This is a genomic window from Chelativorans alearensis (genome assembly GCF_010993735.1).
GTDB lineage: Bacteria > Pseudomonadota > Alphaproteobacteria > Rhizobiales > Rhizobiaceae > Chelativorans > Chelativorans alearense.
Map to the genome: position 1 here is coordinate 16,619 of NZ_WQNI01000014.1, position 25,401 is coordinate 42,019.

The 25,401-nt window shown below is 62.7% G+C and carries 19 protein-coding genes, 3 pseudogenes and 1 riboswitch; of the genes and pseudogenes, 4 read left to right on the forward strand and 18 right to left on the reverse strand.

The features are described from left to right. The first annotated feature begins 90 nt into the window (after positions 1 to 90). The 3 genes from GPJ75_RS20845 to GPJ75_RS20855 all read left to right on the forward strand — a co-directional run bounded on the left by GPJ75_RS20845 (position 91) and on the right by GPJ75_RS20855 (position 5,753). Entirely contained in the window at positions 91 to 3,342 is a 3,252-nt protein-coding gene (locus GPJ75_RS20845; protein ID WP_163270956.1) for an autotransporter domain-containing protein, read from the forward strand. 20 nt (positions 3,343 to 3,362) lie between these two features. Then, entirely contained in the window at positions 3,363 to 3,869 is a 507-nt protein-coding gene (locus GPJ75_RS20850; protein ID WP_246249162.1) for an invasion associated locus B family protein, read from the forward strand. A gap of 168 nt (positions 3,870 to 4,037) precedes the next feature. Further along, positions 4,038 to 5,753 carry an ATP-binding response regulator gene (locus GPJ75_RS20855; RefSeq protein WP_163270960.1) on the forward strand — a complete coding sequence of 572 codons (1,716 nt, stop codon included), beginning with the start codon at positions 4,038 to 4,040 and terminating at the stop codon, positions 5,751 to 5,753. On the opposite strand, the gene GPJ75_RS20860 is transcribed toward GPJ75_RS20855, so the two are convergent. The 13 genes and pseudogenes from GPJ75_RS20860 to GPJ75_RS27455 all read right to left on the reverse strand — a co-directional run. Then, positions 5,750 to 6,373 (reverse strand): LuxR C-terminal-related transcriptional regulator, encoded by a 624-nt coding sequence (locus GPJ75_RS20860; RefSeq protein WP_163270962.1) that lies wholly within the window; start codon positions 6,371 to 6,373, stop codon positions 5,750 to 5,752. The two genes, GPJ75_RS20855 and GPJ75_RS20860, sit on opposite strands and share 4 nt — an antisense overlap. 324 nt (positions 6,374 to 6,697) lie before the next feature. Next, positions 6,698 to 7,975, reverse strand: a complete 1,278-nt coding sequence (locus GPJ75_RS20865; protein ID WP_163270964.1) for an amidohydrolase family protein — start codon at positions 7,973 to 7,975, stop codon at positions 6,698 to 6,700. Then, on the reverse strand, positions 7,972 to 8,913 hold the full coding sequence (locus GPJ75_RS20870; protein WP_163270966.1) for an ABC transporter permease: 942 nt from the start codon (positions 8,911 to 8,913) through the stop codon (positions 7,972 to 7,974). Before GPJ75_RS20870 ends, GPJ75_RS20865 begins: the two co-directional genes overlap by 4 nt. 2 nt (positions 8,914 to 8,915) lie before the next feature. After that, entirely contained in the window at positions 8,916 to 9,965 is a 1,050-nt protein-coding gene (locus GPJ75_RS20875; RefSeq protein ID WP_163270968.1) for an ABC transporter permease, read from the reverse strand. Further along, a complete protein-coding gene (locus GPJ75_RS20880; protein WP_163270970.1) occupies positions 9,955 to 11,511 on the reverse strand; it encodes an ABC transporter ATP-binding protein in 1,557 nt (518 codons plus the stop codon). The genes GPJ75_RS20875 and GPJ75_RS20880 overlap by 11 nt, the downstream gene beginning before the upstream one ends. 154 nt (positions 11,512 to 11,665) lie before the next feature. Beyond that, entirely contained in the window at positions 11,666 to 12,703 is a 1,038-nt protein-coding gene (locus GPJ75_RS20885) for a BMP family protein (protein WP_163270972.1), read from the reverse strand. Between the two features lie 155 nt (positions 12,704 to 12,858). Beyond that, complete coding sequence (locus GPJ75_RS20890; RefSeq protein ID WP_205602593.1) at positions 12,859 to 13,434, reverse strand: hypothetical protein; 576 nt, start codon at positions 13,432 to 13,434, stop codon at positions 12,859 to 12,861. Between the two features lie 4 nt (positions 13,435 to 13,438). Further along, the gene (locus GPJ75_RS20895; protein ID WP_425483177.1) at positions 13,439 to 14,677 is read right to left on the reverse strand and encodes an agmatinase family protein; all 1,239 of its coding nucleotides are present in this window, start codon (positions 14,675 to 14,677) and stop codon (positions 13,439 to 13,441) included. Positions 14,678 to 14,716: 39 nt separating this feature from the next. Continuing rightward, positions 14,717 to 15,508, reverse strand: coding sequence for an ATP-binding cassette domain-containing protein (locus tag GPJ75_RS20900; RefSeq protein WP_246249163.1), 792 nt, complete (start codon positions 15,506 to 15,508; stop codon positions 14,717 to 14,719). Next, positions 15,505 to 16,326: an ABC transporter permease gene (locus GPJ75_RS20905; protein WP_163270974.1), complete on the reverse strand. Its 822-nt coding sequence runs from the start codon at positions 16,324 to 16,326 to the stop codon at positions 15,505 to 15,507. The genes GPJ75_RS20900 and GPJ75_RS20905 overlap by 4 nt, the downstream gene beginning before the upstream one ends. Positions 16,327 to 16,394: 68 nt before the next feature. Next, entirely contained in the window at positions 16,395 to 17,465 is a 1,071-nt protein-coding gene (locus tag GPJ75_RS20910) for a putative urea ABC transporter substrate-binding protein (RefSeq protein ID WP_163270977.1), read from the reverse strand. 104 nt (positions 17,466 to 17,569) lie between these two features. Beyond that, positions 17,570 to 17,692: riboswitch (guanidine-I (ykkC/yxkD leader) on the reverse strand. A 287-nt stretch (positions 17,693 to 17,979) separates the two neighbouring features. Beyond that, a pseudogene (locus tag GPJ75_RS27755) lies at positions 17,980 to 18,303 on the reverse strand (proline iminopeptidase-family hydrolase); the annotation flags it as partial. Further along, positions 18,301 to 18,956 (reverse strand): annotated as a pseudogene (locus GPJ75_RS27455) (IS110 family transposase); the annotation flags it as partial. The pseudogenes GPJ75_RS27455 and GPJ75_RS27755, both read right to left, overlap by 3 nt. Before the next feature lie 337 nt (positions 18,957 to 19,293). On the opposite strand from GPJ75_RS27455, the gene GPJ75_RS20920 reads away from it, so the two are divergent. After that, entirely contained in the window at positions 19,294 to 21,153 is a 1,860-nt protein-coding gene (locus tag GPJ75_RS20920) for an ABC transporter ATP-binding protein (RefSeq protein ID WP_163270979.1), read from the forward strand. 353 nt (positions 21,154 to 21,506) lie between these two features. Here GPJ75_RS20920 and GPJ75_RS20925 read toward each other — a convergent pair whose 3' ends face one another. The 5 genes and pseudogenes from GPJ75_RS20925 to GPJ75_RS20945 form a co-directional block, all read right to left on the reverse strand. After that, entirely contained in the window at positions 21,507 to 22,808 is a 1,302-nt protein-coding gene (locus tag GPJ75_RS20925; RefSeq protein WP_163270982.1) for a PQQ-dependent sugar dehydrogenase, read from the reverse strand. Between the two features lie 310 nt (positions 22,809 to 23,118). Continuing rightward, on the reverse strand, positions 23,119 to 23,853 hold the full coding sequence (locus GPJ75_RS20930; protein ID WP_163270984.1) for a phosphotransferase enzyme family protein: 735 nt from the start codon (positions 23,851 to 23,853) through the stop codon (positions 23,119 to 23,121). 335 nt (positions 23,854 to 24,188) lie between these two features. Next, on the reverse strand, positions 24,189 to 24,863 hold the full coding sequence (locus GPJ75_RS20935) for a UPF0149 family protein (protein ID WP_163270986.1): 675 nt from the start codon (positions 24,861 to 24,863) through the stop codon (positions 24,189 to 24,191). Beyond that, positions 24,829 to 24,963 (reverse strand): annotated as a pseudogene (locus GPJ75_RS20940) (transposase domain-containing protein); the annotation flags it as partial. The gene GPJ75_RS20935 and the pseudogene GPJ75_RS20940, both read right to left, overlap by 35 nt. 178 nt (positions 24,964 to 25,141) lie before the next feature. Continuing rightward, positions 25,142 to 25,327 carry a hypothetical protein gene (locus GPJ75_RS20945; RefSeq protein WP_163270988.1) on the reverse strand — a complete coding sequence of 62 codons (186 nt, stop codon included), beginning with the start codon at positions 25,325 to 25,327 and terminating at the stop codon, positions 25,142 to 25,144. Between the last annotated feature and the right edge of the window lie 74 nt (positions 25,328 to 25,401).

Here is a 25,401-nt window from a genome sequence, read left to right on the forward strand (position 1 = left end):
ATAGATAACAGGAAATTTTTCGAGCTGAAGAGATGGCTCTGCAGTTCGACGGCCTTGGGCTACACCGGACTGGGGTTCGCTCTTTCGGCCATGGCTTCTATTGGTTTCAGCGAAGCACGGGCGGATGTCGTCTGCGATACCCGGCCCGGTAGTAGCCCCCTCGTCACCGACTGTACACTCGATCAAGGTTCCGTAACCTGGGCCGAAGAGCATGCCTTTAATGGGGAACTGACTGTCGGCACGGTGAATGGCGTGCCTGCCGAATTGTCGATCATCGGCACGAAAGTCTATAGCGGTGCGGGTCTTATCGGCGTCGGCGGCAGCCGTGATGCTCCCAATACGGGCACGGTCAGGGTCTCAGGCCCGGGGGCGGAATGGCATCTCGCCGGGGACGCTCCTATCGTAAATGCCGGTGTGCTCGGCATCGGTGCAGAGGGCACCGGCAGTGGAAACGGTACCCTTATCATCGAAGACGGCGGCAAAGTCTTCGCCGATAGGATCCGCATCAGCAATGCAGTCGGATGGGGCGGCGAGTCTCACATCACGGTCTCAGGCCAGGGCTCTGTGCTGGATGTCGACGAACTCCGCGGCTTGAGCAGCAGCACGCCGATCCTCGACCCCATCGCCATCAGGGACGGGGGTCTCATATCCACCGATTATGTCTCTCTCGGGGGGCAGGGCAACACGATACAGGTCAGCGGCGCGGGGTCCAGGTGGCTCAACGCGGGCGAGATGATCAACCGCAACGGCTTTGCCATCGAGAACGGAGGCAAGGTGGCGACGCGAACCCTCCTGCTCGGCGAGGACACGACCATCACCGGCGCGGGCTCCGTACTGCACGCCGAAGAACGCGTCGACCTCGAAGGCGCTTTCGACACGGGCTACATCACGGTTTCCAATAACGGCTTGCTGGAAACGCCGACCCTGGCGATCTCCTCGCAAGGTGGCGTGCGTGTCGAGAGCGGCGGCACGGTGACGGCTGACACGACCGGCGTGGGGCTCCTCGCCTATCTCTCGGTCGACGGCCAGAACAGCCTGTTCGACGTTTCCGGTAACTTCAATGCGAATGGACGGGTGGCGCTCAGCGAGGGCGGACATCTGGAGGTCGGCGGCCAGTTCAATCTCCGCAAGGTGCTGATCATCGGCGGCGCGAAGGAGAGCGACGACGGATGGCTGGTCATGGGAGACCCGAAGGCCGCCGGCTCTCTCAATGCCGACGCAACGATTTTCCTCGATGACGCCGGTCTGTATTTCAATCACACCGACACCGGCTACGTCTTGGCAAACAAGCTCTCGGGCAGTGGCTTCATCGAAAGCTACTCCGGGGAGACGATCATCGACGGCGACCTGTCCGAGTTCTACACAACGAGAGGCGATGATCTTGCTGTCGTCGTCGACGGCGCGGACGCCCGGCTTGTGCTCGAGAGCGACATGGACACGACGGACCTCGATGCGCGCGCGGACAGGGAGACCGAAACCACTTTCGAGGTCAAGAGCGGCACGCTGATCGTCGACGGGACCGTCGGTCGTATCTATGAGATCGAAGGCAGCTCCGGGGAAAAGATCGCCCGCTATTCGAACCGCATCGACGTCTGGGGTGCGGAGTCGAACAACGAATATGCCGACCGCGATCCGACCCTTTTCGGCAGGCTCGGCGGATCGGGAACCGTCGGATCCGTTCTCCTCGAAAGGAATGCGCGCATTGCTCCGGGCAACAATTCGGCCGGCACATTGACGGTCATGGGATCGCTCGCGTTCCATGACAATTCGGTCTACGAGGTGGACGTCCTCGGCGATGGCACGAGCGACAAGATCGTCGCCAAGGACATCGGCTACGAGTCCTCGCTCGATATGTTCGATCGCGGTGGCAAGGTGACGATCGGCTACGGCGTCAATGTCGAGGTCACGGCACTCGATTCCAACACGAGCTATCAGAACGGCCAGACATATACGATCCTGACTGCCGAGAAGGGTATTTCCGGTGAGTTCGCCGAGGCGATCTCGAAGTCGGCCTTCCTTGATGTCGATCTCGTACATAGCGAGAAAGAGGTCGATCTGACGATCGCCGTTCTGGATTCGGGTGGACCTGGAGATCCCGGTGGACCCGGAGATCCCGGCGGCCCCGGAGATCCCGGTGGCCCCGGAGATCCCGGCGGACCTGGAGATCCTAGTGGACCTGGAGACCCCGGTGGGCCTGGCACGGGCCTCTTCGACCGTGTCGCCGAAACCGACAACCAGCGCAATGTGGCCGTCGCGCTCAACACGCTGGAGCAGAGCGGCTCGTCGCTGCGACTCTACAACAGCCTGCTAATGCTGAGCGCCGAGGATGCTCAGAATGCTTTTGAGCGGCTCTCCGGCGAGCTTCACCCTTCGGCTCAGGCCGCGCTGATCCTGGGCAGCCAGTACGTGCGGGACGCCGCCAACGGCCGCATCCGGGCCGCCTTCGGCGACGTTGCCACCGCTAGCATGCCGGTTCTTGCCTATGGCGAGGACGGTCCCAAGCTCGAAGACGCGGCTGCATCGGGCCCAGCAGCCTGGGGACAAGCTTTCGGCTCCTGGAGTGATATAGACAGCGATGCCAATGCCAGCGATCTGGACATTTCGACAGGCGGTTTCATAACCGGCATCGATGCCCCTCTCGGAAGCTGGCGAGCAGGCCTTCTTGCCGGATACAGCCGCTCGACATTCGACGCCGACGCACGCACATCTTCGGGCGATAGCGATAATTATCACCTCGGCCTTTATGGCGGTTCGCAGTGGGGCGCCCTGTCGTTCCGGTCGGGGCTCGCCTATACATGGCACAAGCTCTCGACCAACCGTTCGGTAGCGTTTCCCGGCTTCAGCGAGCGGCTGACTGCCGACTATGATGCCGGCACCTTCCAAGCTTATGGAGAACTTGGTTACCGGGTCGACAGCGCCGCGGCATCCTTCGAGCCTTTCGCCAACCTCGCCCATGTGAACCTGCGCACCGACAGTTTCACGGAGAAGGGCGGGGCTGCCGCCCTCACCAGCGCAGGCGAAACGCTCGACACGACCTTCACCACACTCGGGTTGCGGGCATCGTCCGATTTCATGCTCGGCGGAATCCAGGCAACCGCCAGCGGGACGGTAGGCTGGCGCCATGCTTTCGGTGATGTCGAGCCGTCTTCGACATTCGCCTTCGCCGGTAGCAATGCCTATACGGTCGCGGGGGTCCCCATTGCCGAAGACACGGTCATGCTCCAACTCGGCCTCGACATGAAGGTCACCGAGGCGGCGACGCTCGGCATAACCTATAATGGCGAGTTCGGGTCAGGATCGGGCAGGAACGGCTTCGATGCGAGATTGGGCATTCGCTTCTAATGAGGCCTCGTGGTGTGTTTATGGGAATGGCGGTGATCTTTATCGCCGCCATTCCCGTCCTTGCGCAAACCGGTTCCCAATCACCGGAAACTTCATCCTCGCTGTCGGAAACCTATGACAGCTGGAGGGTTGCCTGCGTGGGCCAGGGCGAGAAACGCCGCTGCGCATTTGCACAGCGGCAGATCCGGAAGGACGGTCAGCGCGTTTTGGCCATCGAACTCGCGCCCTCCGATGATGGCGGACTGAGAGGCTCGCTCGTACTGCCTTTCGGTCTCGATCTCGAAAAGGGAGCGACTTTCAGCATTGACGACCTGCCGCCGGGAAAGCCTTCGCATTTTCAAACCTGCCTGCCCGTCGGACGTGTGCTCGCCTTGATCTTCACGGAGGAAACGACAAAAGCACTGCGCGGGAGCGAAACGCTGAAGATCGGCACCTATGCCAGCGATGCGCAAAAGGAAGTACCGTTTTCAGTTTCGCTGAAAGGCTTCGCGGCGGCACTCGACCGCGCAATCGGCCTGACGCAGTAGCGGGCGTCGCTGCCACCGTTCATTGCGCAGGAGGTTTTTCGGCGCTCGATTGAAGCGTTCGGCCGGTGGTGTGTTCAAGGTGGCGGGGAAAATCGCCAGCCTGTGAAGATTGTGCGTCGCGGTCCACGCGCCCGTGCAGTAATTGGGTGATCCAACAGAGGATACTCCATGACCATAGCGGCGACCGTGGCGGGGAGACAGAATCCCTTAGAGGCTCTGATCGAGCGACTGACCGTGCTGCTCACGGGCAGCGCGAGCGAAGATTATGACGCCGAGCGAGGTCAGGCGGTCACACGGGTCATCAACGGCCCGCTGACGCTGCTGTACCTGATCGTGGCGTTGCTCGTCGGTGGCCAGGATGCGGCCTTCAAGATCTCCATTATATTGGTCTATGCCGCAATCTACATTCCGGCTTCATGGGTATTGCTCCTGAGGACGATCAAGCGGCCAGGCTACAATTTTGGTCGTCGTGCCTTCGCGATGGTCAACGACTATCTGGCGATGACGTTCGTTCTGGCCTTGGGTGGAGCCTACACGCTGCCGGTATGGGCGCTCGTGCTCTGGGTGACGGTCGGGAACGGGCTACGGTTCGGTTTGCGCTACCTGGTAGCGGCGACGGGCGGTGCGCTTGCCTCTCTCGTCGTGACATGGATGTTCAACGAGTACTGGCAAGCAAACCCGTTCATGGTGATGACCCTGGCCATCACCGCGATCCTGGTCCCCGCCTACATCTTCGGCCTGCTTGCACGGCTGCAAACGGTGTATAACACGGCGCTGGAAGCCAATCTGGCCAAGTCCAAGTTTCTCGCCCAGGCCAGCCACGATCTGCGTCAGCCGATCCATGCGATCAGCTTGTACATCGCCTGCCTGCGAGACGCGGGCCTCGGCCCCGAAGAGCGCTCCATGGTCGAGAACATCGACCGCTCGCTGCACAGCGTTTCGAGGCTGTTCCGCTCATTGCTCGATATCTCCACGCTGGACAGCGGCAAGGTCCGCCCCAACTTGAAGCCCGTGGCAATCGGCAAGCTGCTCGAGGAAATTGCGCAGCAGAATTCACGAGCCGCCGAATGGGCGAGAGTGTCCCTGCGGGTCGCGCCCTGCGCGCAGCATGTGCTCGTGGACGACGTGCTTCTGACAACAATGATCCAGAACATCCTGAGCAACGCGCTCAAATACGCTCCCGGCCGCAACGTGCTGCTCGGTTGTCGCCGGCGAGGCGGCGGGCTGGCGATCACGGTTCACGACCAGGGCGACGGCATTGCCGAGGTACATTTGCCGCACGTCTTCGAGGAGTTCTATCAAATCCGCGAAAAGGGCGACCGGGATGTGGAAGGGGTTGGGCTGGGCCTGCCGATCGTGCTGAGGCTCGGCCGGCTCATGAATCTGACCGTAGGGATGCGATCATTCCAGGGGCGCGGAACGACAGTGATTATCGAAGGAATGGAGATCGTGCCGGCGCCGGCGATCCAGGCAAGGCGCAATGAGGCGCCGTTACCGTCTGTCACGAGCGGCTTGCGCGTGCTCTTGGTGGAGGACGATCAGGACGTGTTGCTGGCCACGGCGATGCTGCTCGAGAAATGGGGTTGCACGGTGCGGGCCGAGACCGCGCCGCCGGCGACGGTGGACGGGTGCGATGTGTTGGTTACGGATTTCGATCTGGGCGCCAAGCGCACTGGCGCCGATTGCATAGCGCTCGTGCGGAAGCTTGCGAGGGAGGATGTGCCGGCAATCGTCATGACCGGCCACGATGAAACTCGGGTGCGGGCTGAGCTCGAAGATCCGTCGATCCCGATCCTGGCCAAGCCAGTGCATCCGGCCGAGATGCGGTCGGTGCTGAGCGCGGTCGTTCTTCGCATGTCAGCCTCGGCTGAGGCGAAGAATTAGGCGAGGCCGTAGGCGGTCGCTTTGGCGGCGGCGGCGGTCCTCGAAGAAACACCGAGGGTTTTCAGCAGTGCTGAGACGTGGATGCGCACGGTGAACGGCGAAATTTGCAGCGCTTGCGCGATCTCCTTGTTTGTCTTGCCAGCGGTCAGCAGGCGCAGCACATCGCGTTGGCGCCGCGTGAGTGCGGCGGGCTCGTCATCACGGTCTGAAAGGGCCGAGAAGGTAGGCTCAAGCAACAGAACTTGGTCGCCGTTCCGCACGGCCGCGATCGCCGCCACGATCTCGCGAGGTGATAGGGTTTTGCTGATAAAGCCGTCTACGCCCTTGCTGAGGATCCGTTCGGCAACGGTGCGATCGTCGACCATCGATAAGACGATGATGGAAGTGCGGCAGAATTCCAGACGCAACGCGGACAGGCTCGTTTCGACGCTTCGGTCGCCGAACATCAGGTCGACGATAAAGGTGGTCGGTACGGGACCCTCGCGGGCAAGCTGTATCATGTCCCGAAACGTGTCGGCTTCAATGACCTCGGCGTTGGACGCCGTTCCTTGGATCAGACGGCGGAGTCCCTCGCGGAAAACGGGATGGTCGTCGGCGATGACAATGCGATCGGCCCGCACCTAGCTTTCCTTCCAAGTTGCACCGAGGCTCATAACATTGCGCTGCGGCGCGAGCTAGGTAGATAGCACATCTGCACTATTCTACACGCTCTACGGGCTTCCCGACCGCCGTGGATTGGCGATCGGTATCGGACGCGCGTCGGGCGCCTCTGCAGCCATCGGCAAAAGGCGCCCCTAACGGCTTGATCAGGATTAGGCCTGGTGAAGCGAGCTTTCGGACTTTGGCAGATACCGATGCAATCAGATAAGACCATGCGGTTAGTGCCCAAAAGCCGGCTGATAGAATGTTGATGGAAACGTATAACTGCGACTGACGCAGGTTTGTCAGTGCCGATGCCGGCGGTCGACCGTCTGGGGGCGGCCGGGCAATGACAAACGCATGGCGCCGCCCGAGCCCTCGGCCACCACCTTGCCGGAAGCGATGACGCATCGCCGCGCGGCGCGCAGGCGGAGGGCTTCTATCGGGTCGCCTGCATCGAGCACAACGAGGCTTGCCTTCGCGCCAACCTTCAGTCCGTAATCCGGGAGTCTCATGATGGCCGCGCTTTCGGTCGTCACCATGTCGAACAACCGGCGCATGTCGGCCGGGCTCGTCATCTGCGCCACATGCAGCGCCATGAAGGCGACGTCCAGCATGTCGGCCGTGCCGAGCGAATACCACGGGTCGAGCACGCAATCCTGGCCGAAGCCAACGCGGATGCCGTAGCTGAGCATCTCCGGCACGCGCGTGAGGCCCCGGCGCTTCGGATAGGTGTCGTGGCGGCCCTGCAGCACGATGTTGATCAGCGGATTGGGGATTGCCGCGACCTCGGCCTCCGCCATCAGCGGCAGCAGCTTGGAGGCGTAGTAGTTATCCATGGAGTGCATGGAGGTGAGATGCGAGCCCGCCACCATGCCTTGCAGCCCCAGCCGATGCGCCTCATAGGCGAGTTGCTCGATATGGCGCGACATGGGGTCGTCGGTCTCGTCGCAATGCATGTCGATCATCAGCCCGCGTTCGGCGGCGATCTCGCAAAGCTCGATAACGGAGCGGCGTCCCTCCTCCATGGTGCGTTCGAAATGCGGAATGCCGCCCACGACATCCACGCCCATATCGAGTGCGCGGATAGTATTCTGCTTCGCCGTGGGGTCGCGGTAGAAGCCGTCCTGCGGGAAAGCGACGAGTTGCAGGTCGATCACGGGCGCGACCTCGCGTTTGACCTCCAGCAGTGCCTCCACTGCCAGGAGGCGGTCGTCGCAGACATCGACATGGGTGCGGATGGCAAGGAGCCCCATCGAGGCGGCCCAGTCGCAATAGGAAAGCGCCCGCTCCCTGACCGCCTCATGGGTCAACAGCGGCTTCAACTCGCCCCAGAGCGCAATGCCTTCCAGAAGCGTGCCCGACGCGTTGATGCGCGGCATGCCGTAGGAAAGCGTCGCGTCCATGTGGAAATGCGGGTCGACGAAGGGCGGGGCGACGAGGTGGCCGGCAGCATCCACGACCTTGCCGGCCACCGCCTCCAGCTTCGGCTCGATTGCCGTGATACGGTCGCCGTCGATCCCGATATCAGCCTTGCTGCCGCCGGGCAGCGTGCCGCCTTTGACGATCAGGTCGAAGCTCATCTTTCGCCTCTCTGGTAAGGAATCATCAGCGCCTTGGGGTAGCTCGCGCGGCGGGCCACCAGAACCAGCGCCAGGATCGACAGCACATAGGGCATCATCAGGAAGACCTGATAGGGGACGACGCCCCCCGCAAGCTGCTGCAGTCGGACCTGATAGGCATCGAACGCGGCAAATAAGATGGCACCAAGCAGCGCCTTGCCGGGCCGCCAGGAGCCAAAGACGACAAGCGCGATGCAGATCCAGCCTCGGCCGTTGACCATCTCGAAGAAGAAGGAATTGAAAGCCGACATCGTAAGAAAGGCGCCGCCCACGGCCATGAGCGCGCTGCCGGCCATGACGGCGCCGATGCGTATGGCGGCTACGCCAATCCCTTGCGCCTCGACGGCCGCCGGGTTTTCACCCGCCGCCCTGAGCGCAAGGCCAAGTGGTGTGCGGTAAAGCACCCAGGCGACAAGCCCCACAACAACGAAAGCCAGATATGTGAGCGGCGTCTGGTTGAAGAGGGCCGGGCCGACGACGGGGATATCCGACAGAAGCGGGATCTCCAGCGGCTGGAACGGCACGATCTTGGGCGGCGAGGAAACCTCCGGCAAGACGACGCGATAGGTGAAATAGGTGAGGCTGGTGGCAAGAAGCGTGATGCCGATGCCGACCACATGCTGCGACAGGCCGAACGGCCCGGTGAGAACCCCGTGCAGCAGTCCGAAGGCGCTGCCTGCAAGAGCGGCCACGAAGACGCCGGTCCACAGATCGCCGCCGGCGTAGACAGTCACCCATCCGGCAAAAGCACCGGCCATCATGATGCCTTCGATACCGAGATTGAGCACACCCACGCGCTCGCAGATAAGCTCCCCCATGGTGGCGAAGATCAGCGGCGAGGCGATGCGGATGGCGGCAACCCAGAAGGAGGCGGTCAGGAGGATGTCGAAGGCTTCCATCCTCACCTCCAGCGCACACGATAGCGCGTCAGCATGATGGCCGTGACCATGGTGAGGAGCGCGGTGGCGACCAGGACGTCGGCGATGTAGCTCGGCACGGCGGCCGTGCGGCTCATCGCATCGGCGCCGACGAAGATACCGGCGACGAAGATGGCGGCGGCAACGACGCCAAGCGGGTTAAGCATGGCCAGCATGGCAACGACGATGCCCGAATAGCCGAAGCCCGGCGACAGATCGAGCGTCAGGTTGCCCTTGAGGCCCGCCACCTCGGAGAAACCCGCAAGTGCCGCGAGGCCTCCCGAAAGGAGGGCTGTCTTCATCAGCACGCGGTTTACGGGAATACCGGCAAAACGCGCGGCCTCCGCATTGTGGCCAACGGCGCGCATCTCGTAGCCGAACGCCGTCTTCTTCATCACCACCCAGGTGGCGAGGGCGGCAGCAAGCGCCAGGACGAACCCGAAATGCAGCCGCATGCCCCGCGCCAGGCGAGGGAGCTGCGCCTCGGCGACGACGCGTTCGGATTGCGGCCAGCCAAGGCCCATGGGGTCCTTGAGGACGCCTTCCAGAAGCATCGAGACGAACAGGATCACGATGAAATTGAGGAGAAGCGTGGTGACCACCTCGTCCACCCCGAAGCGGGTCTTCAGGGTGGCCGGTCCAAGAAGAAGCAGCGCGCCGGCGGCGGCCACTGCCAGCATGACAAGCGGGATCAAGATCGCGGCCGGAAGCGGCAGGGCGCCGGTGCCGAGCACAACGGTGACCACCGCACCCACATAGAGCTGGCCTTCCGCACCGATATTCCAGAGCCGTGCCCGGAAGGCGACGGCGACGGCAAGACCGGTGAAGATGAGCGGCGTAGCCCGTGTCAGCGTCTCGAACAGCGCGAAGCGCGAGCCGGCCGCCCCCTTCGCGACCAGGGCAAAGACATTGAACGGCGAGGCGCCGGCCGTCAGCACCAGAAGCGAGGCGAAGACGACGGTCGCAAGGACGGCGCCCGCCGGCCAGCCGAAAGTGCGCACCAGGGAGCGTGAGGGGATCGGCTCAAGACGCATGGGCAAGCTCCTCGCCCGCCACGCCATGGCCGGCCATCAGTTCACCGAGCTCGCGCACCGTGCGCTCGCCGCGCCGCGACGGCGTGGAAAGCTTGCCCTTGGAGATCACGATAATGCGGTCGGAGAGAGTAAGAATCTCGTCTAGGTCTTCAGAAATGAGCAGTATGGCCGCGCCCCTCGCGCGTGCTTCCAAAAGCCGTTCATGCACATAGGCGACCGCACCGACGTCGAGCCCGCGGGTGGGCTGGCTGGCAAGGATGATCTCCGGCTCGGGATCGAGCGCGCGGCCGAGAATGAGCTTCTGCATATTGCCGCCGGAAAGAAGCCTGATGCGCATGTCGGGCGAGGGACACTTCACGTCATAATCGCCGATGATTTTCTGTGCGAAGGCCCGCGCCGCCTTCCAGTCGAGAAAGCCGAAGCGGCTGAAACGCGGCGTGCGGTAAGCTTCGGCGATGACGTTCTCGACAACGCTCATATCGGCAATGGAGCCGACCGCGTGGCGGTCCTCCGGAATGCGGCCGATGCCGTGGGCAAGAGCCGCCCTTGTCGACCAGGCTTTCACTGGCCGGCCGCCGATCAGGACGGTTCCCCGGACTGGCGGCTGCATGCCGGAAATCAGCGCGGCAAGTGCGGCCTGCCCATTGCCCGATACGCCGGCAAGGCCGGTGATCTCGCCCGCATGGAGGCTGAGCGAGACACCGTCGAGCGGGCTCAAGCCGGCACCCGCCGTCGTGGAGACGTTGTCGAGCACGAGGCGCGGCATGCCGGGCATTGCCGGCGAGACCCTGGGGGGCGGGATTTCGCGCCCGACCATCAGTTCGGCCAGTTCCGCACGGCTGGTCTTCGCGGTCTGCCGCTCACCGACGAGCCGCCCTGTCCGCAGCACGATCACGCGGTCGCTCACGGCCATCACCTCACCCAGCTTGTGGGAGATGAAGAGAATGGAAAGCCCCTTGGCGACCAGCATTTTCAGGGTGCGGAAAAGCGCTTCCGTCTCGCCCGGCGTCAAGACTGCAGTCGGCTCGTCGAGGATCAGGATGCGCGCGTCGCGATAAAGGGCCTTGAGGATTTCGACGCGCTGGCGCTCGCCCACTGAAAGGGAGGCGATCGTCTTGTCGGGGTCGACAGTCAGGCCGAAATCCTCGGTGAGTTGCCGGATGCGCCGTCGCACGGCGCGCCGGTCGAGCCGCCATTTCCAGGGCGGTTGCGTGCCAAGCGCGATATTCTCCATCACTGTCATGCTATCGGCGAGCGTGAAGTGCTGGTGCACCATGCCGACCCCCGCATCAAGGGCCGCTCGCGGGTCGCCAGGCGGCAGTGGCCTGCCGAAGGCTTCCACCGTGCCCTCGTCGGCCATGTAGTGGCCGAACAGGATGTTCATCAGGGTCGTCTTGCCGGCGCCGTTCTCGCCGAGCAATGCCACGATCTCGCCCTCGGCCAGTTCGAGGCTGATCGCGTCGTTGGCGAGAAGGGTGCCGAAGCGTTTCGTGAGCCGGTCAAGGCGGAGCACCGTTCGCGCCCCGCCGCTCTTCCCGTCATTCATGGGCGGCGCTTCTTAGAGCCTGATCCAGAAGTCGCTCCAGCGGGCTGCAAACGGCGTTCTGCGCTCCGGTGCTCATGTACCCTCATGTACACTGCGCTCTGGTGATCGAAAAACACCGTTTTCGCCGCACCGGACCGATTTTTGATTCAGGCTCTCAACTTGGCTTGGGTTCGCTGTCATCGATCTCGACGGTGAAGGTGCCGTCCTTGATGGCTGCTGTCCGCTCGGCCACCTTGGCCATCACGGCCTCCGGCACCTTGCCCTCGAACGTGCCGAGCGGCGCCAGCGAGCAGCCGCCGTGCTTCATGAACGAATAGACGCCGTAGTCGTCGGCCTTGAAGCTGCCGTCGTTGACCGCGGCGATTGCAGTGTCCAGCGTCGGCTCGAAATGCCACAGCGCGGAAGCGACCACGGTTTCGGGATAGTCGGCCTGGGTGTCGATGACATTGCCGATCGCCAGCACGCCCCGCTCCTGCGCGGCGTCGGAGACGCCGAAGCGCTCGGCATACATGATGTCGGCGCCGGCATCGATCTGGGCGAACGCCGTCTCCTTGGCCTTGGGCGGATCGAACCAGGAGCCGATGAAGGCGACCTGGAACTTGGCGTCCGGCGCTTCCTCGCGGACGCCTGCCATGAAGGCGTTCATAAGCCGGTTGACCTCGGGGATCGGGTACCCGCCCACCATGCCAATATTGCTGGTCTCGGTCATCGCTCCGGCGATGAGGCCGGACAGGTAGGACGCGTCCTGGATGTAGTTGTCGAAGACCGCGAAATTGGGCACGGCATCGTCGGGCTTGAAGCTCGAGCCCATCAGGAAGGCGGTGTCGGGATAATCCTGCGCCACCGTGCGCGCGGCATCCTCCACCGCGAAGACCTCACCGAGGATGAGCTTGTGGCCGGCCTCGCAATATTCGCGCATCACGCGCTCATAGTCGCTGTTGGACGTGTTCTCGGAGAACACATATTCGATGTCGCCGCGATCCTTGGCGATGTTGGCGGCCTTGTGGATGCGGGCTACCCATTGCTGCTCCACCGGCACCGTGTAAATGGCCGCCACCTTCAGCGGATCGGCGGCGAGAAGCCGGCCGGGAAAGCCGACGGTAGCGGCAACGGCGGCACCTGTCCCAGCGACCTGCAGGAGCCGGCGGCGGGAGACGAGAAGGCTTTTCGAATGGAAATGGAACGCGGACATAGGAGAACCCCTGGTGGCTTCTGGTGGCGATGTTTCCTCACCGTTTTTTATCGTTTGGTAAACGATATGCGAAACGATCAAGCCCTGCAATCATTTGCTTACAATACAATTAGGAGGGCGGTATTTGGCCTCGCCTGCGTGGTTCCCGAACGGCTTCAGGCCGGGCGGTCGGTTTCGCTGGCCGGCCGTCGCACCGGCCGGTCGCCGAACCCGCACAACTGGCGAAGTGCTGACGGCGGCAAGGCTCCGGTTTCAAGACGATCCGCCAACAGGTCCAGAAGATCGACATCCGCGCGTTTCGTGAGCGAGACATAGGTGAACGTCATGGTCTCGCGATGGGAGACCATGTCGCCGGGAAAGGGCATGTAGACGAGTTGGCGCGAGGCGAAGGCGGGCGAAGCTGTGCCGATTTGCCAGTTGGAGGCAATGGCGGCATCGACCAGGTTGAGGGTCAGCCCGTCCGCTCCCGGTTTCTGAAACGGAATGCCGGCCAGCCGGAGATAGCTAGTCTTGTCGTCCGCCGCGCGGAAGCCCTCGATGAAGCTCGTCGCCAGGACCTTCAGTTCCTCAATCCGCTCGCGCGACGAGGTGCCATGCACATGGGAATGCAGGTGATCGGCGGGCCCATGAGCGTGATTGTGCCCCAGACCGTGCTCGTGATGCGGGTGATCATGACCGTGAGAATAGCCATGACTATGATGATGATGGTGGTGGTGATGCGAATGGCGCATGGGCCTACTCCACGTCCGGACCGGCGGGAATCGAGACCGGCTTGTCGATGATCGCCCTGTGGGAACCGATCTTGCCGTGTGAGACGAGCGTGCCGAGCACGTCGACGATTACGCGGGTGGCAAGCAGGGCGGTGATGTCGGAGGTATCGTATGGCGGGGAGACCTCGACCACCTCAAGGCCGCAGATGCCCTCCGCGGCGACGCGCGATACCAGTTCGAGCGCCTCGCGCGGCAGGAAACCGCCCGGTTCGGGCCAGCCGGTGCCCGGCACGAAGCCACAGTCGACCGAATCGATGTCGAAGGAGATATAGACCGCGTCCGCGTCCTTCCAGGCAAGCTCCAGGGCACGCGTCGCCGTCTCCGCAAGGCCGAGCTCCTCGACGTCGCGCATGGTGAAGATGTTGGTATTGCGCTTGCGGGCGATCTCGACGCCCTCGCGCGGCACCTGCCAGCCGCCGATGCCGACCTGCACCAAATTGACCGCCGGCACGTTGGCGAGATCCGTTGCGTGGAACCACGGCGTGGTGTGCATGCGCTCGTCGAGATCCTTTTCCTGGATATCGATATGACGGTCGAAATGGACGATGCCGATGCGCTTCGACGTGCATTGCGCGATGCCGCGCACACAGGGGAAGCCGATGGAATGGTCGCCGCCGATCATGATCGGCAGGGCGCCGGAGGAGACCACGTGCGAGACGGCGCGGCTGATCTGGTCGAACGTCTTCTCGATATTGGCCGGGATCGTGAATACATCGCCGACATCGCAGAGCGTCATCTGCTCCCGCAGGTCGATGCCCATCTCGTAATTGTAGGGCGTGTAGAGCGCCGAGATCTTGCGCACCCCTTGCGGGCCGAAGCGGGTTCCCGGACGGTAGGTAGTGCCGCCGTCGAAGGGGATGCCGATGACCGCTGCGTCAAAATTGCCGACCTCGGTGACGTCCTCCACATAGGGCGCTTTCAGGAAGGTGTTGATGCCTGCATAATGAGGCAGCTCGCCGCGGGCAAAGGTCGGGATCTGCTTGTCCTCGATGGAATCGGCCCCGGTCAAACCCATGCGCAGCGCCCAGGCACGCTCCTTCTTCCAGGCCGCGGAGGGCAGGGTGCCTTCCTTCTCCGCCGCCTTCCAGCCGCGAAGCTGCAGCTTGTCGAAATCGGGGTGATGGCGGCGTTCGGGCGTGGCGCGCACCATGCGGCCGGCAATCCGGTTGAGGACCACGGGACCGTTATCGTTGAAGGTGGGCATGAAGGACGTTTCCTTTCTCGATTATGACGGTATGGCTGCTCACGCCGTGCCGGGCGGGACGCGGTTCACGATGGCTTCCGCCTTGCGCAGGTCTTCGGGCGCGATCTCGCCGGTCGGCAGGTCGTAGGTGATGGTCGCGCCATAGGCGCTCGGCTCCTGCGGGTCGTGCCGCACCTTGTCGAAGACAAGCAGGCGGGTGCCGAGCTTGAAGGCCTCGCGGATATCGTGGGTCACCATGAAGACGGTCATGGTGCGCTCCCGCCAGAGGCCAAGCAGGAGCTCGTGCATGTCGAGGCGGATGCCCGGATCGAGCGCGCCGAACGGCTCGTCGAGAAGCAGCACCCTGGGCCGCTTCACAAGAGCCTGCGCAATGGCGAGGCGCTGCTGCATGCCGCCGGAAAGCTGGGCGGGAAAGCGGTTGGCGGCGGCACTAAGACCGATGCGCTCCAGGAGGCCCTCGATCTCGTTGCGCAGTCTTGCCCGCGCCGGTCCATAGAGGCGGCCGGTAAGGGGCGCCTCCTCGAACTCCCTTGCCAGAATGAGGTTCTCGCTTACCGTCAGATGCGGAAACACCGAGTAGCGCTGGAAGACGATGCCCCGATCCGGAGTCGGCTCGTCGGGCAGGGGCGCGCCGTTTAGCAGGATTTCACCGCGGCTCGGGCGCTCCTGGGAAAGCAGAATGCGCAGAAAGGTGGATTTGCCGCAGCCCGATGCGCCGACGATTGTGCAGAACGCACCTTCATCCACCTCGATGGAGACATGCTCGAGCACGGGCGCGCCGGCGTAGTCCTTGAAGAGGCCCTGGACGGAGAGCAGCGGTGCGCCGGTCACAGGCTGTCTCCTTCGAGGTGATGCCAGACGAAGGCGCGTTTCGACAGGACGAGCAGCAGCCGGTCGATCACGAATGCAAGCAAGGCGATCCAGGCCACATAGGGCAGGATCACATCCATCGCCAGATAGCGGCGGACGAGGAATATCCGGTAGCCGAGGCCGGAGGTCGAGGCGATGGCCTCGGCGGAAATCAGGAATATCCAGGCGGGCACCAGGCCGAGCCGGATCGCGGTGATCAGCCTCGGCAAGACCTGCGGCAGGACAAGGCGGGTGATCATCTGCCAGACCGATGCGCCAAGGGTTTCCGCCTTGATCACCATTTCCCGCGGAATGTCGATCACCGCCTGCGCCGTGGAGCGGATCATGACGGGCGCCGTGCCGATGGCGATCAGCGCGATCTTCGAGACCTCGCCCAAGCCGAAGACGATGAACAGGATCGGCAGGATGGTGATGGGCGGAATGAGCGAGAAGGTGGCGAGGAAAGGCGCAAGCGACCGGCGCACATGGGGGATGAAGCCGATGGCGATGCCGAGTACCAGGGCGAACAGCGTGGAAACCCCGATCCCGACGCCCAGCCGCCACAGGCTGTCATAGGTATCCGCCCACAGCACCAGTTCGCCGGAGCGCCGGTCCGGCTCGAAAGCCATGCGCCAGAAGGCGCTGCCCATCGACTCCAGGGACGGCAGGAGCTTATCCGAGGGGTTTTCCAGCCGGCGGTAGTGGCTTGCCACGGCATAGGTCAGGATGAGTGCAACGAAGGGAGCGCCGCCAAGGGCCAGCGCGGTCAGCCGTCCAGGTCTGCGGTTGATGATGCGCATGCGGATCCTTCCCCCAAAGACCGACCCGCCGATGGAGAGCGGGTTGATCTGCTTGCCTTGAAAGCCCCCTACAGGGCGCCGTCGGCGGCCATCCGCATGTAGGTCGGATCGAAGCGCAGCTTGACGTTGCTCTCGTCGCCGTACACCGAGCCGTCGGGGAAGGAGATGCCGACGAATTCCGGGCTTGGCGCGCCTTCGCCGAGGATGCCCTTGTCGAACAGGAACTCGGCGACGAACTGCATCGTCTTCGGCAGTTCGGGGGATTGCGTGAAGGCAACGGCATCGGCCGGGGTAAAGAACATCTCGGTAGAGGCGAGCTGAGCATCGTAGCCGGCCAGATCCGTGCCGGAGGCTTCTGCCATTGCGGTTCTCGCTGCTATCCCCTCCTCGGTATCGGAAGACATAATGCCCATCAGCTCGTACCAGGCGCCGACCAGCGCCTTGCCGAAGGCCGGGTTGTCGGCGAGCGTCTCGGTGTTGACCATCATGATGTCGATGATCTCGCCGGGAATGCCGGAACTGTCGAACACCTTGGTGGCGTTTTCCTCAGCCTCGATTTCCGAAAGCAGGGGATTCCAGGTGACCACGGCCGTCACGTCGGGCGTCGTGTAGGCGGCGATCATGTCCGCGTCCGAGGTGTTGACGACCGTCAGGTCCCTTTCGCTCAGCTCCACCGTGTCGAGGGCGCGGGCAAGCAGGTAGTGCGAGACCGACAACTCGACCAGATTGACGTTCTGGCCCGCAATGTCTTCCAGGCTCGTCTTGTCCTTGAGGATGACGCCATCGTTTCCGTTGGAATAGTCGCCAACGATAAGCGCGGTGGTATCGACACCGCCGCCCGCCGGAACGGACAGCGCATCCATATTGGTCATGGAGCAGCCGTCATATTCACCGGCCGTATATTGGTTGATGGATTCCACGTAGTCGTTGATCTGAATGATCTCGACGGAGATGTCATATTTATCGGCCCATTTTTTCATGATCCCGCTGTCGGAGAGGTAACCCCAGGGCATCCAGCCCACATAGATCGACCAGCAGACCTTGAAATCGGTCTTGACTTCGGCAAGGGCAGGCGAGGCCGAGAGTGGCAGGGTGACGGCCGCGGCAAGGAAAACGGATTTGGCGAGAGTGCGGATCATGGCTGTACGCGTCTCCTTTTTGAGGCTGCTCCCCTGGGCAGCCAGTGAAAGAGGCTTCGCGCACGATCCCGGCAGACGGTTTGCGTGCGCAAACCTGTGCAGTTGTCTCCCGGGCTTTTGTCCCGCCGTGTTACCGGACATATGAGCCGCGCAGGCGGCAATCAGTCCGGCTTGCGCCTCTCGGTCCTGCGTTTTTCAGAAAAACCGGATCCCTAGGCGCGCTGCACACCTCATGTCTGGCAAACGCCGTGCCAATTATCGTCCGATGCTGCCGGAAAGAAAATTACTCCATAAATATCAGTAAGTTATGCTATTTTGTGGTCCCGCACTGACCGAACGCGGGAATGCACAGAACCAGCACCCGCGGTGAATGTGCATAAGGCTTGTCCAAACTGCCTCGTTTTCAATCACGCCGATGAAGCCATCCTCCGGATCACGCAAGACGCATCTTTAACGGCCTGCTAGGGCTGGCTGCCTACCCACCCCACAAGGGCAAGCCGGGAAAAGGCCGGCGTCACCCGTCCAGCTCATCGAGAAAGGCGGAAACCACTTCCATGCAGGCGGCGCGCTCTTCGACATGGGGCATGTGGCTCGATTCCTCGAAAATCGTCCAACGCACATTAGGAATATTGTCGGCAAAGGGCTGCACCACCTTCGGCGTCGCCTCGTCGTGCCGGCCCGAGATCAGGAGGGTCGGTACCGCGATGTTGTGCAGCCGGTCGATGATCGACCAGTCCTTCAAGGATCCGATCACGTGGAATTCGGTCGGCCCGTTCATTGCCTCGTAGACGGTCGAATCCTCGTCCATGATGGCGAGGGTGCGGGCGACCTCCTCGGGAAGCGTCATCAAGCGCCGGCAGGTCGCATCATTCCTGGCGGTCATGAGCACTTTTTTGTGCAGGCGAGCAAATTCGGCACGCAGCTTCCGCCGAGCGGCCAGCAGCGGCTCCATGATCTCTTCGAGATCGGGCATGCCTTCGACGAGCTCGCGAATGCGCTCCTCGAACTTCACCCTTCCCACAACACCGACTGAGGCCGAAGTTGCGCAGAAGACCGAGGATGTCGTTCTCGATGGCGATCGCCTTTCCTTGGAGCAGCTTGCGGGCCGTTAGGAGTGCCCGCCGCCTCTGGCTCGTGAGCGTCTTGAGATGCACCGGGCGGTACAGGTTGATCCGCATCATCTACGCGATGCCGCGCGCATCGTTGCGATCCGTCTTGTTCGGCTGTGCCTTCAGGAACGCTTTCACGTGGCGCGTCTCGATGCAGATGACCGGCAACCCGGCGCTCGCCAGCTTCTCGAACTGCCATTGCGACAATGGCCCAGCCTCAAGACCAACCCGTTCAATATTCAAGGCAGGATCCTTCAGCACGACGACGAGATCGTCGGGATGGCTGACAACCTTCACCTCGCGGCAGATCCTGCCGGATTCATCAACAATGCAAACGGCGGTCTCTTTCACCGCGACATCCGAGACCGATAAAGTGCTTCATGCTGCGCTTCCTTTCCTGATGCTTGTGGGTGTTTGGACAGACCACGTTCTATCATCAGCTCGAAGCGCAGCACGTTCCCGCATCATCGTTGAAGAAGCGGCGCAAGCCGAATACCCCATCTACCCACGGCGCCAGAAGCTTCCACGGCCAAAATCTAACCGTCGTGTTGGGGCCGGAGAAAGCTGCCGATCCGCTTTCGGGGCCACCCCATCAGAATGCGGCCATTCCTGATCCCAACCCGGACATTCGGAGAGTAACCCGGCTCGAGTTTTCTCGCTGAGCCCAATCCGTGATTAACTACCGGCGATTCTCATTCCCTTCGCCTATTTGACCCGATATGTCGCTTTTGGATTTGATTTACCGCCCCTTCGAGACGCTCGTCCGTCCGCTCGATATTCCCTACGCGCCGCTGCCCGCGGCGGGGCCCTTCGCGCTGCTTCTGCATTTTGCGTGGATGTTCCGTGGCGTGCTGGTGGCCATTGCTATCTTCATGATGGCGATCGAAGGGATCAATCTCGCAACGATCTGGGGCATCTCGTTCATTGTCGACGGTGTGAGCGCGAAAGGTGCGGCGGCATTCTTACGCCAGGACTGGCCGACGATGACCGTTCTCGGCGTGCTGGTGTTCCCTGTCATGCCGCTGCTTATCTTCCTCGGCAATACGCTGCGCTCACAGGTGGTGTCCGTTTGCATGCCGGCGGCGATGCAGTGGCAGGGCCACAAGGCGGTCGAACGCCAGGACCTTGCCTTCTTCCATGACCTCTTCGCCGGTCAGGTGGCGTCGCGCATCTCTCAGGTCGCGTCCGCCGTGCAGCAGCAAATCGCCGTCGCCTTCCAGAGCATGCCGTATTTTCTGGTGCAGTTTGTCGGTTCGCTTGTGCTGCTTGCGACGCTTTCCTGGCCGCTGTCAATTCCGGTCTTCGTGTGGATTGCGGCGAATGCCGCCCTTGCGGTGGTGGCGGTGCCGCATTTCTCCGAACGGTCCCGCCATTCGGCCCGCGCGCGCAGCTTAATTGTCGGCGCCATGACCGACCTCTATAGCAACATTCAGGTGGTGAAGCTGTTTGCGGCCGAAGATAGCGAGGCGGGCGCGATGCGCACCGTCATGGGAAAGGCCATTGAGACGCAGCAGCTTGAAAGGCGTATCCACCTGACGACCGACAACAGTGTGGTCCTGCTCAACGTAGTTCTTATCATCGCCAATTTTGCGGTTGGGTTCTGGGGTCTCGTCGCGGGCTTCGTGACCACCGGCCAGTTCGTCGCCTCGATCGCCATCGTTCAGCGGCTCAACGCGAATTCCCGGGCATTTCTGAACATGGGGCAGCAGATATTTCAGGCGGTGGGCACGGTCCGCGACGCGATGCCGGTCGTCACCACTCCTCCGACGATCACTGATGCGCCGGGTGTCAAGCCACTTGCTGTGAAGGTCGGCAAGGTGGAATTCAAGAACATCCGGTTCGAGTACCGGCAGGGACAGGGTGTGATCGAGGACCTGTCGCTGACTGTGTACGCCGGTGAGAAGGTCGGTCTGGTCGGCCGGTCCGGTGCCGGCAAGTCGACACTGGTCGGCCTGCTCCTGCGGTTCTTCGACTTGAAGGACGGTGCGATCTATATCGATGGCCAGGATATCCGCAGCGTGACCCAGGCAAGCCTGAGGGAGAGCATCGGCGTCGTTACCCAGGAGGTGTCGCTGCTGCACCGCTCCGTCGGCGACAATATCCGCTACGGTCGGCCCGACGCCTCGCAGGAAGAGGTAGAACATGCCGCAAAGCTGGCCGAGGCGGACGGCTTCATCGCCGATCTCACGGACAGCGAAGGCCGCACCGGATACGACGCCTTCGTGGGCGACCGTGGGGTGAAGCTTTCCGGCGGGCAGCGCCAGCGCGTTGCGATCGCCCGGGTGCTGCTCAAGGACGCGCCAATCCTCGTTCTCGACGAAGCAACGTCGGCGCTCGATAGCGAAGCCGAGGCGGCGGTTCAGGACAAGCTCGCGCTTTTGATGGAAGGCAAGACGGTGATCGCCATCGCCCACCGCCTGTCGACGATCGCCAGCATGGACCGGATCGTGGTGCTCGACAAAGGCCGCATCGTTGAGGAAGGGACGCCGCCGGAGCTGCTTCAGCGCAACGGTCTTTATGCCCGGCTGTGGAAGCGGCAGACCGGCGGCTACATTGCCGATACCGTCGACGAAGCATGAGGTCCGCCCAAGAACCTCAGGACACTGGTGTTGCAAAAGTCATTTCGACGGGGATGCTGCGCCGAAGGATTCTACCAATGACGGCCCCTCGGCAGTTCCGAGGGGCCGCTACTATATTCAGATCTCGGTTCTTCGGAGAGAGCAAGCGCATCTTCGATGCCCACACCGAGGTACCGGACGGTGTTTTCGATCTGGTGGGCCGAGCAGAACCTGCACTGCCCGCAGATTGCCGGTCGCCTTGTTGGTGCGACGAGGTGAAAACGATTGAGCGAAGTGGGGGCCGGAGCTGCCAGTCCGTTACCAGGGCGGGCAAGCACCAATCCACGGGAAAAGTATCGTGGTCGCCCCCGCTCTTACGCGCCGGTGACGCGCCAGATGACGTCGCCCACATCGTCCGCCATCAACACCGCGCCGTCGGCCGCCAGCGCCACCCCGACAGGGCGGCCATAGGAATACTTCTCGTCCGCCGACAAGAAATCGGTGAGAACTTCGCGCGGCATTCCCACAGGCTTGCCATTCTCGAAGGCGACGAACGCCAGCTTATAGCCCGAGAGCTTGGAGCGGTTCCACGACCCGTGCTGGCCGATGGCCATGCCCGCCGGAAAGCCCGGCAGCGTCCCCTCGGGCAGCCAGCAAAGCCCCAGTGAGGCTGTATGCCCGCCCAGCGCATAATCGGGCTGCAGCGCCGAGGCCACCTTGGCGTCGTCCTGCGGCACCCGATCGTCCACCACCCGGTCCCAATAGCAATAGGGCCAGCCATAAAACCCGCCATCGCTCACCGACGTCAAATAGTCAGGCGGTGTCTCATCGCCCAGCCCGTCGCGCTCATTGACAACCGTCCAGAGCATTCCTTCCTCGGGCTCCCAGGCCATGCCCACAGGGTTGCGCAAGCCACTGGCATAAATGCGGGACTGCCCCGATTCTAGGTCATATTCGTGTATGCAGGCGCGGTTTTCTTCCGCCGCCATGCCCTTTTCGCCGACATTACTCAGTGACCCCACAGCCACATAAAGCTTGGTGCCGTCCTTGCTGGCAATTAGATTACGCGTCCAATGCCCGCCGGGCACCAGATCCATCAGCTTTCTGGCCGGCTTGGTGATTATCGTTGCGCCCGCCTCGTAGGGATAGGCCAGAAGCGCGTCGCTGGCCCCGACATAAAGCGTCTCCCCGACAAGCACGATGCCGAAGGGCTGCCGCACATTCTCGATATAGGCGTAACTTTCCTCAGCCACCCCGTCGCCGTCGGCATCGCGCAGCAGCGTCACGCGGTTGGGGCTATGGCCAGAAGCGCGCGCCCGCTGCATCGTGGCCGACATGGCATGGTCGAACAAAGTGCGTGGATTTCCCGACTCGCCCATCGATTCAGCTACCAGCACATCGCCATTGGGCAGCACATGCATATTGCGCGGATGCACCAGCCCCCGCGCAAAGGCATTGACCTTGAGCCCGGCGGCCGCCGTCGGCTTGTGCTCGCCCTCCCAGCCCTTGGCCGTTGGCATCTTCAACGTTGGTATCTTGCCCTGCGCTTTGGCCACCGGAATGACCGGCGCCGTGCCATAAACCGGCTCCCGCGAACCATCTCTCGAATGACGAATGGCAACGGCGCCTTGGCCGACAAGGGCAACAAAGCGGGCGAATAGGGAAGGCTCGGCCATGTGTCGTCTCTAACAATGAGGGAAAACAAGGAGAGACCAAGACGCTAAAGCCTTTGCGCGGCCAGCACTAGAGGGCGGCGCGAAAAATCACATAAGTGACGGGACAGTAGTTTGGGGCAGGTCTGGGGACGCAACGTCGATATTCGCGTCGGCATCAGCGATGTCCGCTTCTCTATTCGGCGCGTTGAAGTCAAGCGCTTGTCGAGTTTCGGGCCGGAGCAGGCTGACCGCTTCCTACATCTGCGAGGCCAATGGCGGACGTTCGATTGAGGAAGCTGAACCTTGACTGGCCTAACCCGGCTGCCGCTGCTCAGACCGCTCGAACCTCGGCAAGCCGCTTGACTGCGTACTCGTCCTTCCAGCAAACGGCGGCTTCCCACGCGGCCGACGCTTGCGCGGCGATATCATGCGCGGCGCCTTCGAGACCGGCGGCGTTGTAGGGCAGCACCAAGTCAAGGTCGGGGACGTCGACGTGCGACTCGTCCCAGTCGATCAGCGCGACCCGATCTGCGGTCACTCGTACGTTGCTAGGGTTATTGGTGTTGCCGTGAACGACGCATTGCTGACGTCCGATGAGCCGCGCCCACGCTGCTCGGCATCGAGCAACACCCTCAGGCGGCATCGCGGCGAGGTCGATCTTCGTCCCGGTCTCGGCGTGCAGGAGGTCGGTCGACGATCGCCAGCCTGGGCGCTGCGGCCAGCCCTGCGTCAACCGATGCAGCTGGCGGAGAGTCTCGGCCACGCGACGCCGGTCGGCCTCCGTCTCGGGCGGTCCGCCCTCCACGTATGTCATCACCACCAGACCGTCGACGAATAGCCGGCCATCCGTCGTCGGGATCGGCACTGGCACGGTCAGGCCTTCACGATCGAGGTGTTGGAGAAGCTCGGTCTCCCACGCGAGATCAGCATCGCTCCTGGTACCGAGACGACCGACCGCGAAGTGCCCGTCGACGCGTACGCTCCACACGTCGTTGGCAACTCCGCCAGCGAGCGGTTCGATGCAAGCTATGTCTTCACCCCACTGCGCGAGTGCTTCCCATCCCACTGGCGACATCCTCGACCAACCCTGTTGCTGCTCAACTTGTTGCTGCTCAACTTAAGGCGGACGCAAGCCCTGAACAACGCGAGGCGGTTCCCCCCGGTCTGCCTGCGATGTCAGGTTTTGGTGCACCGCGGCGTTGACTTCACCGGCAATGGAGGGGTGAAGCCGCCATGCACGGTTCTGCCAGCCAGGGTCTGCTTGGGATCATACTTGCTGGTTCCAAGGGAATAGTTCCTCATGCTTAAGTCGTGACATTGCGGTCAACTACGCTCGGAGGTGCCATATCGCGTTCCGGCGCTGTAGCACGCCTCCGATGAGAACCGGTAAGGATGTGCGGGTCAGTTGCTGCCGCAGCACTTCTTGTATTTCTTGCCGGATCCGCAGGGGCACGGATCGTTTCGGCCGACCTTGCCGAAGCTGGGTTCTGGTTGTCCTGGTTGACCGGCAGAGTGCTGGGTAAGCCGCCAGGCATTGAGGGTCTCCACCCAGTGCGCAATCAGCTCCGGGGCGTTCTCGGCGAGGTCGTCGGCCTCGGGCTTGGAGAGGCGGCTTTCATTGCGGCTGATCTCGGTGAGGGCAACGAGCCCGGCCAGCGCGATCTGCGTGTCTTCGTCGCTCTCCAGCATCGCCGCCCAGCTAACCGGGCGCAGTTGCATGGCCGCTTCGAAGCCGTCGATCCAGAACTCCCAGAGGATTTCGTCGTGTCGGGGATCGACGTCGAACACCGGGGCGTACCGGCCCCGGTGCAGGTCGTCGGCGGTGGCGTTGTAGTGCTCCATGAGCAGCCCAACCACCTTCTCCAGTTGCCCGGCGTTGTCGAAGACGGGCGCGGCGTCCTCCTCTGTGCCGCCCCATACCATCGGCAGCCACTCGCCGGGCATGATCAGGTCGGGACAGACGAGAATCCCGGCCAGGAAGCCATCGAACTCGCTGATGAGCATCGGATCGCTGTTTTCCGGCAGGCCTGCCAGTTGCTTGTCAAGCAGCTTCAGACGTTGCGGGATGCTCGGCATACGGCTTCCAGTTCCAGAGCAGCAACTCGCCGACGCGGTTGATGGGACGATCAGCGATCCTGGCGAGAACGTCGCGCAGCCAGGCTTCGGGATCAAGCCCCATTCAGCCTGGCCGTTTATGCCGGCCGATCGAGACATCGACGTGAATGGGCGAAGGATGGCGGCTGGGAGCGCGCTCGGGGAGGCTCGAAAAGCGGGGGGTGTCGAAAACGATCCCCCTTCTGTTCAAGGGCGCGGAGGGTGGCTCGTCTCGCCGAGACGGACGAAATTGCGGCGCATCATGACCAAGCCCGCGCCTCCCGTTTCGCGTTGTCGAATGCGACTGGACTGTTCCTGCGGCGACTGGCGGGGACGAGCCGGGCGTGGAAGATGCGGCCGTCGGCTATGAAGTGGGTTCTCACCGGCTCACCTGCTTCGATATAGCGTTCCTCCGTAATGCCCTCGGCGTCACGAAGCGTGGTCACGATATGCTCGCGCTCTGCATGACGGTCCACCCTCTCAACCCAAACCGGTGCGTCCTCGTGCGTGCGACAACAGC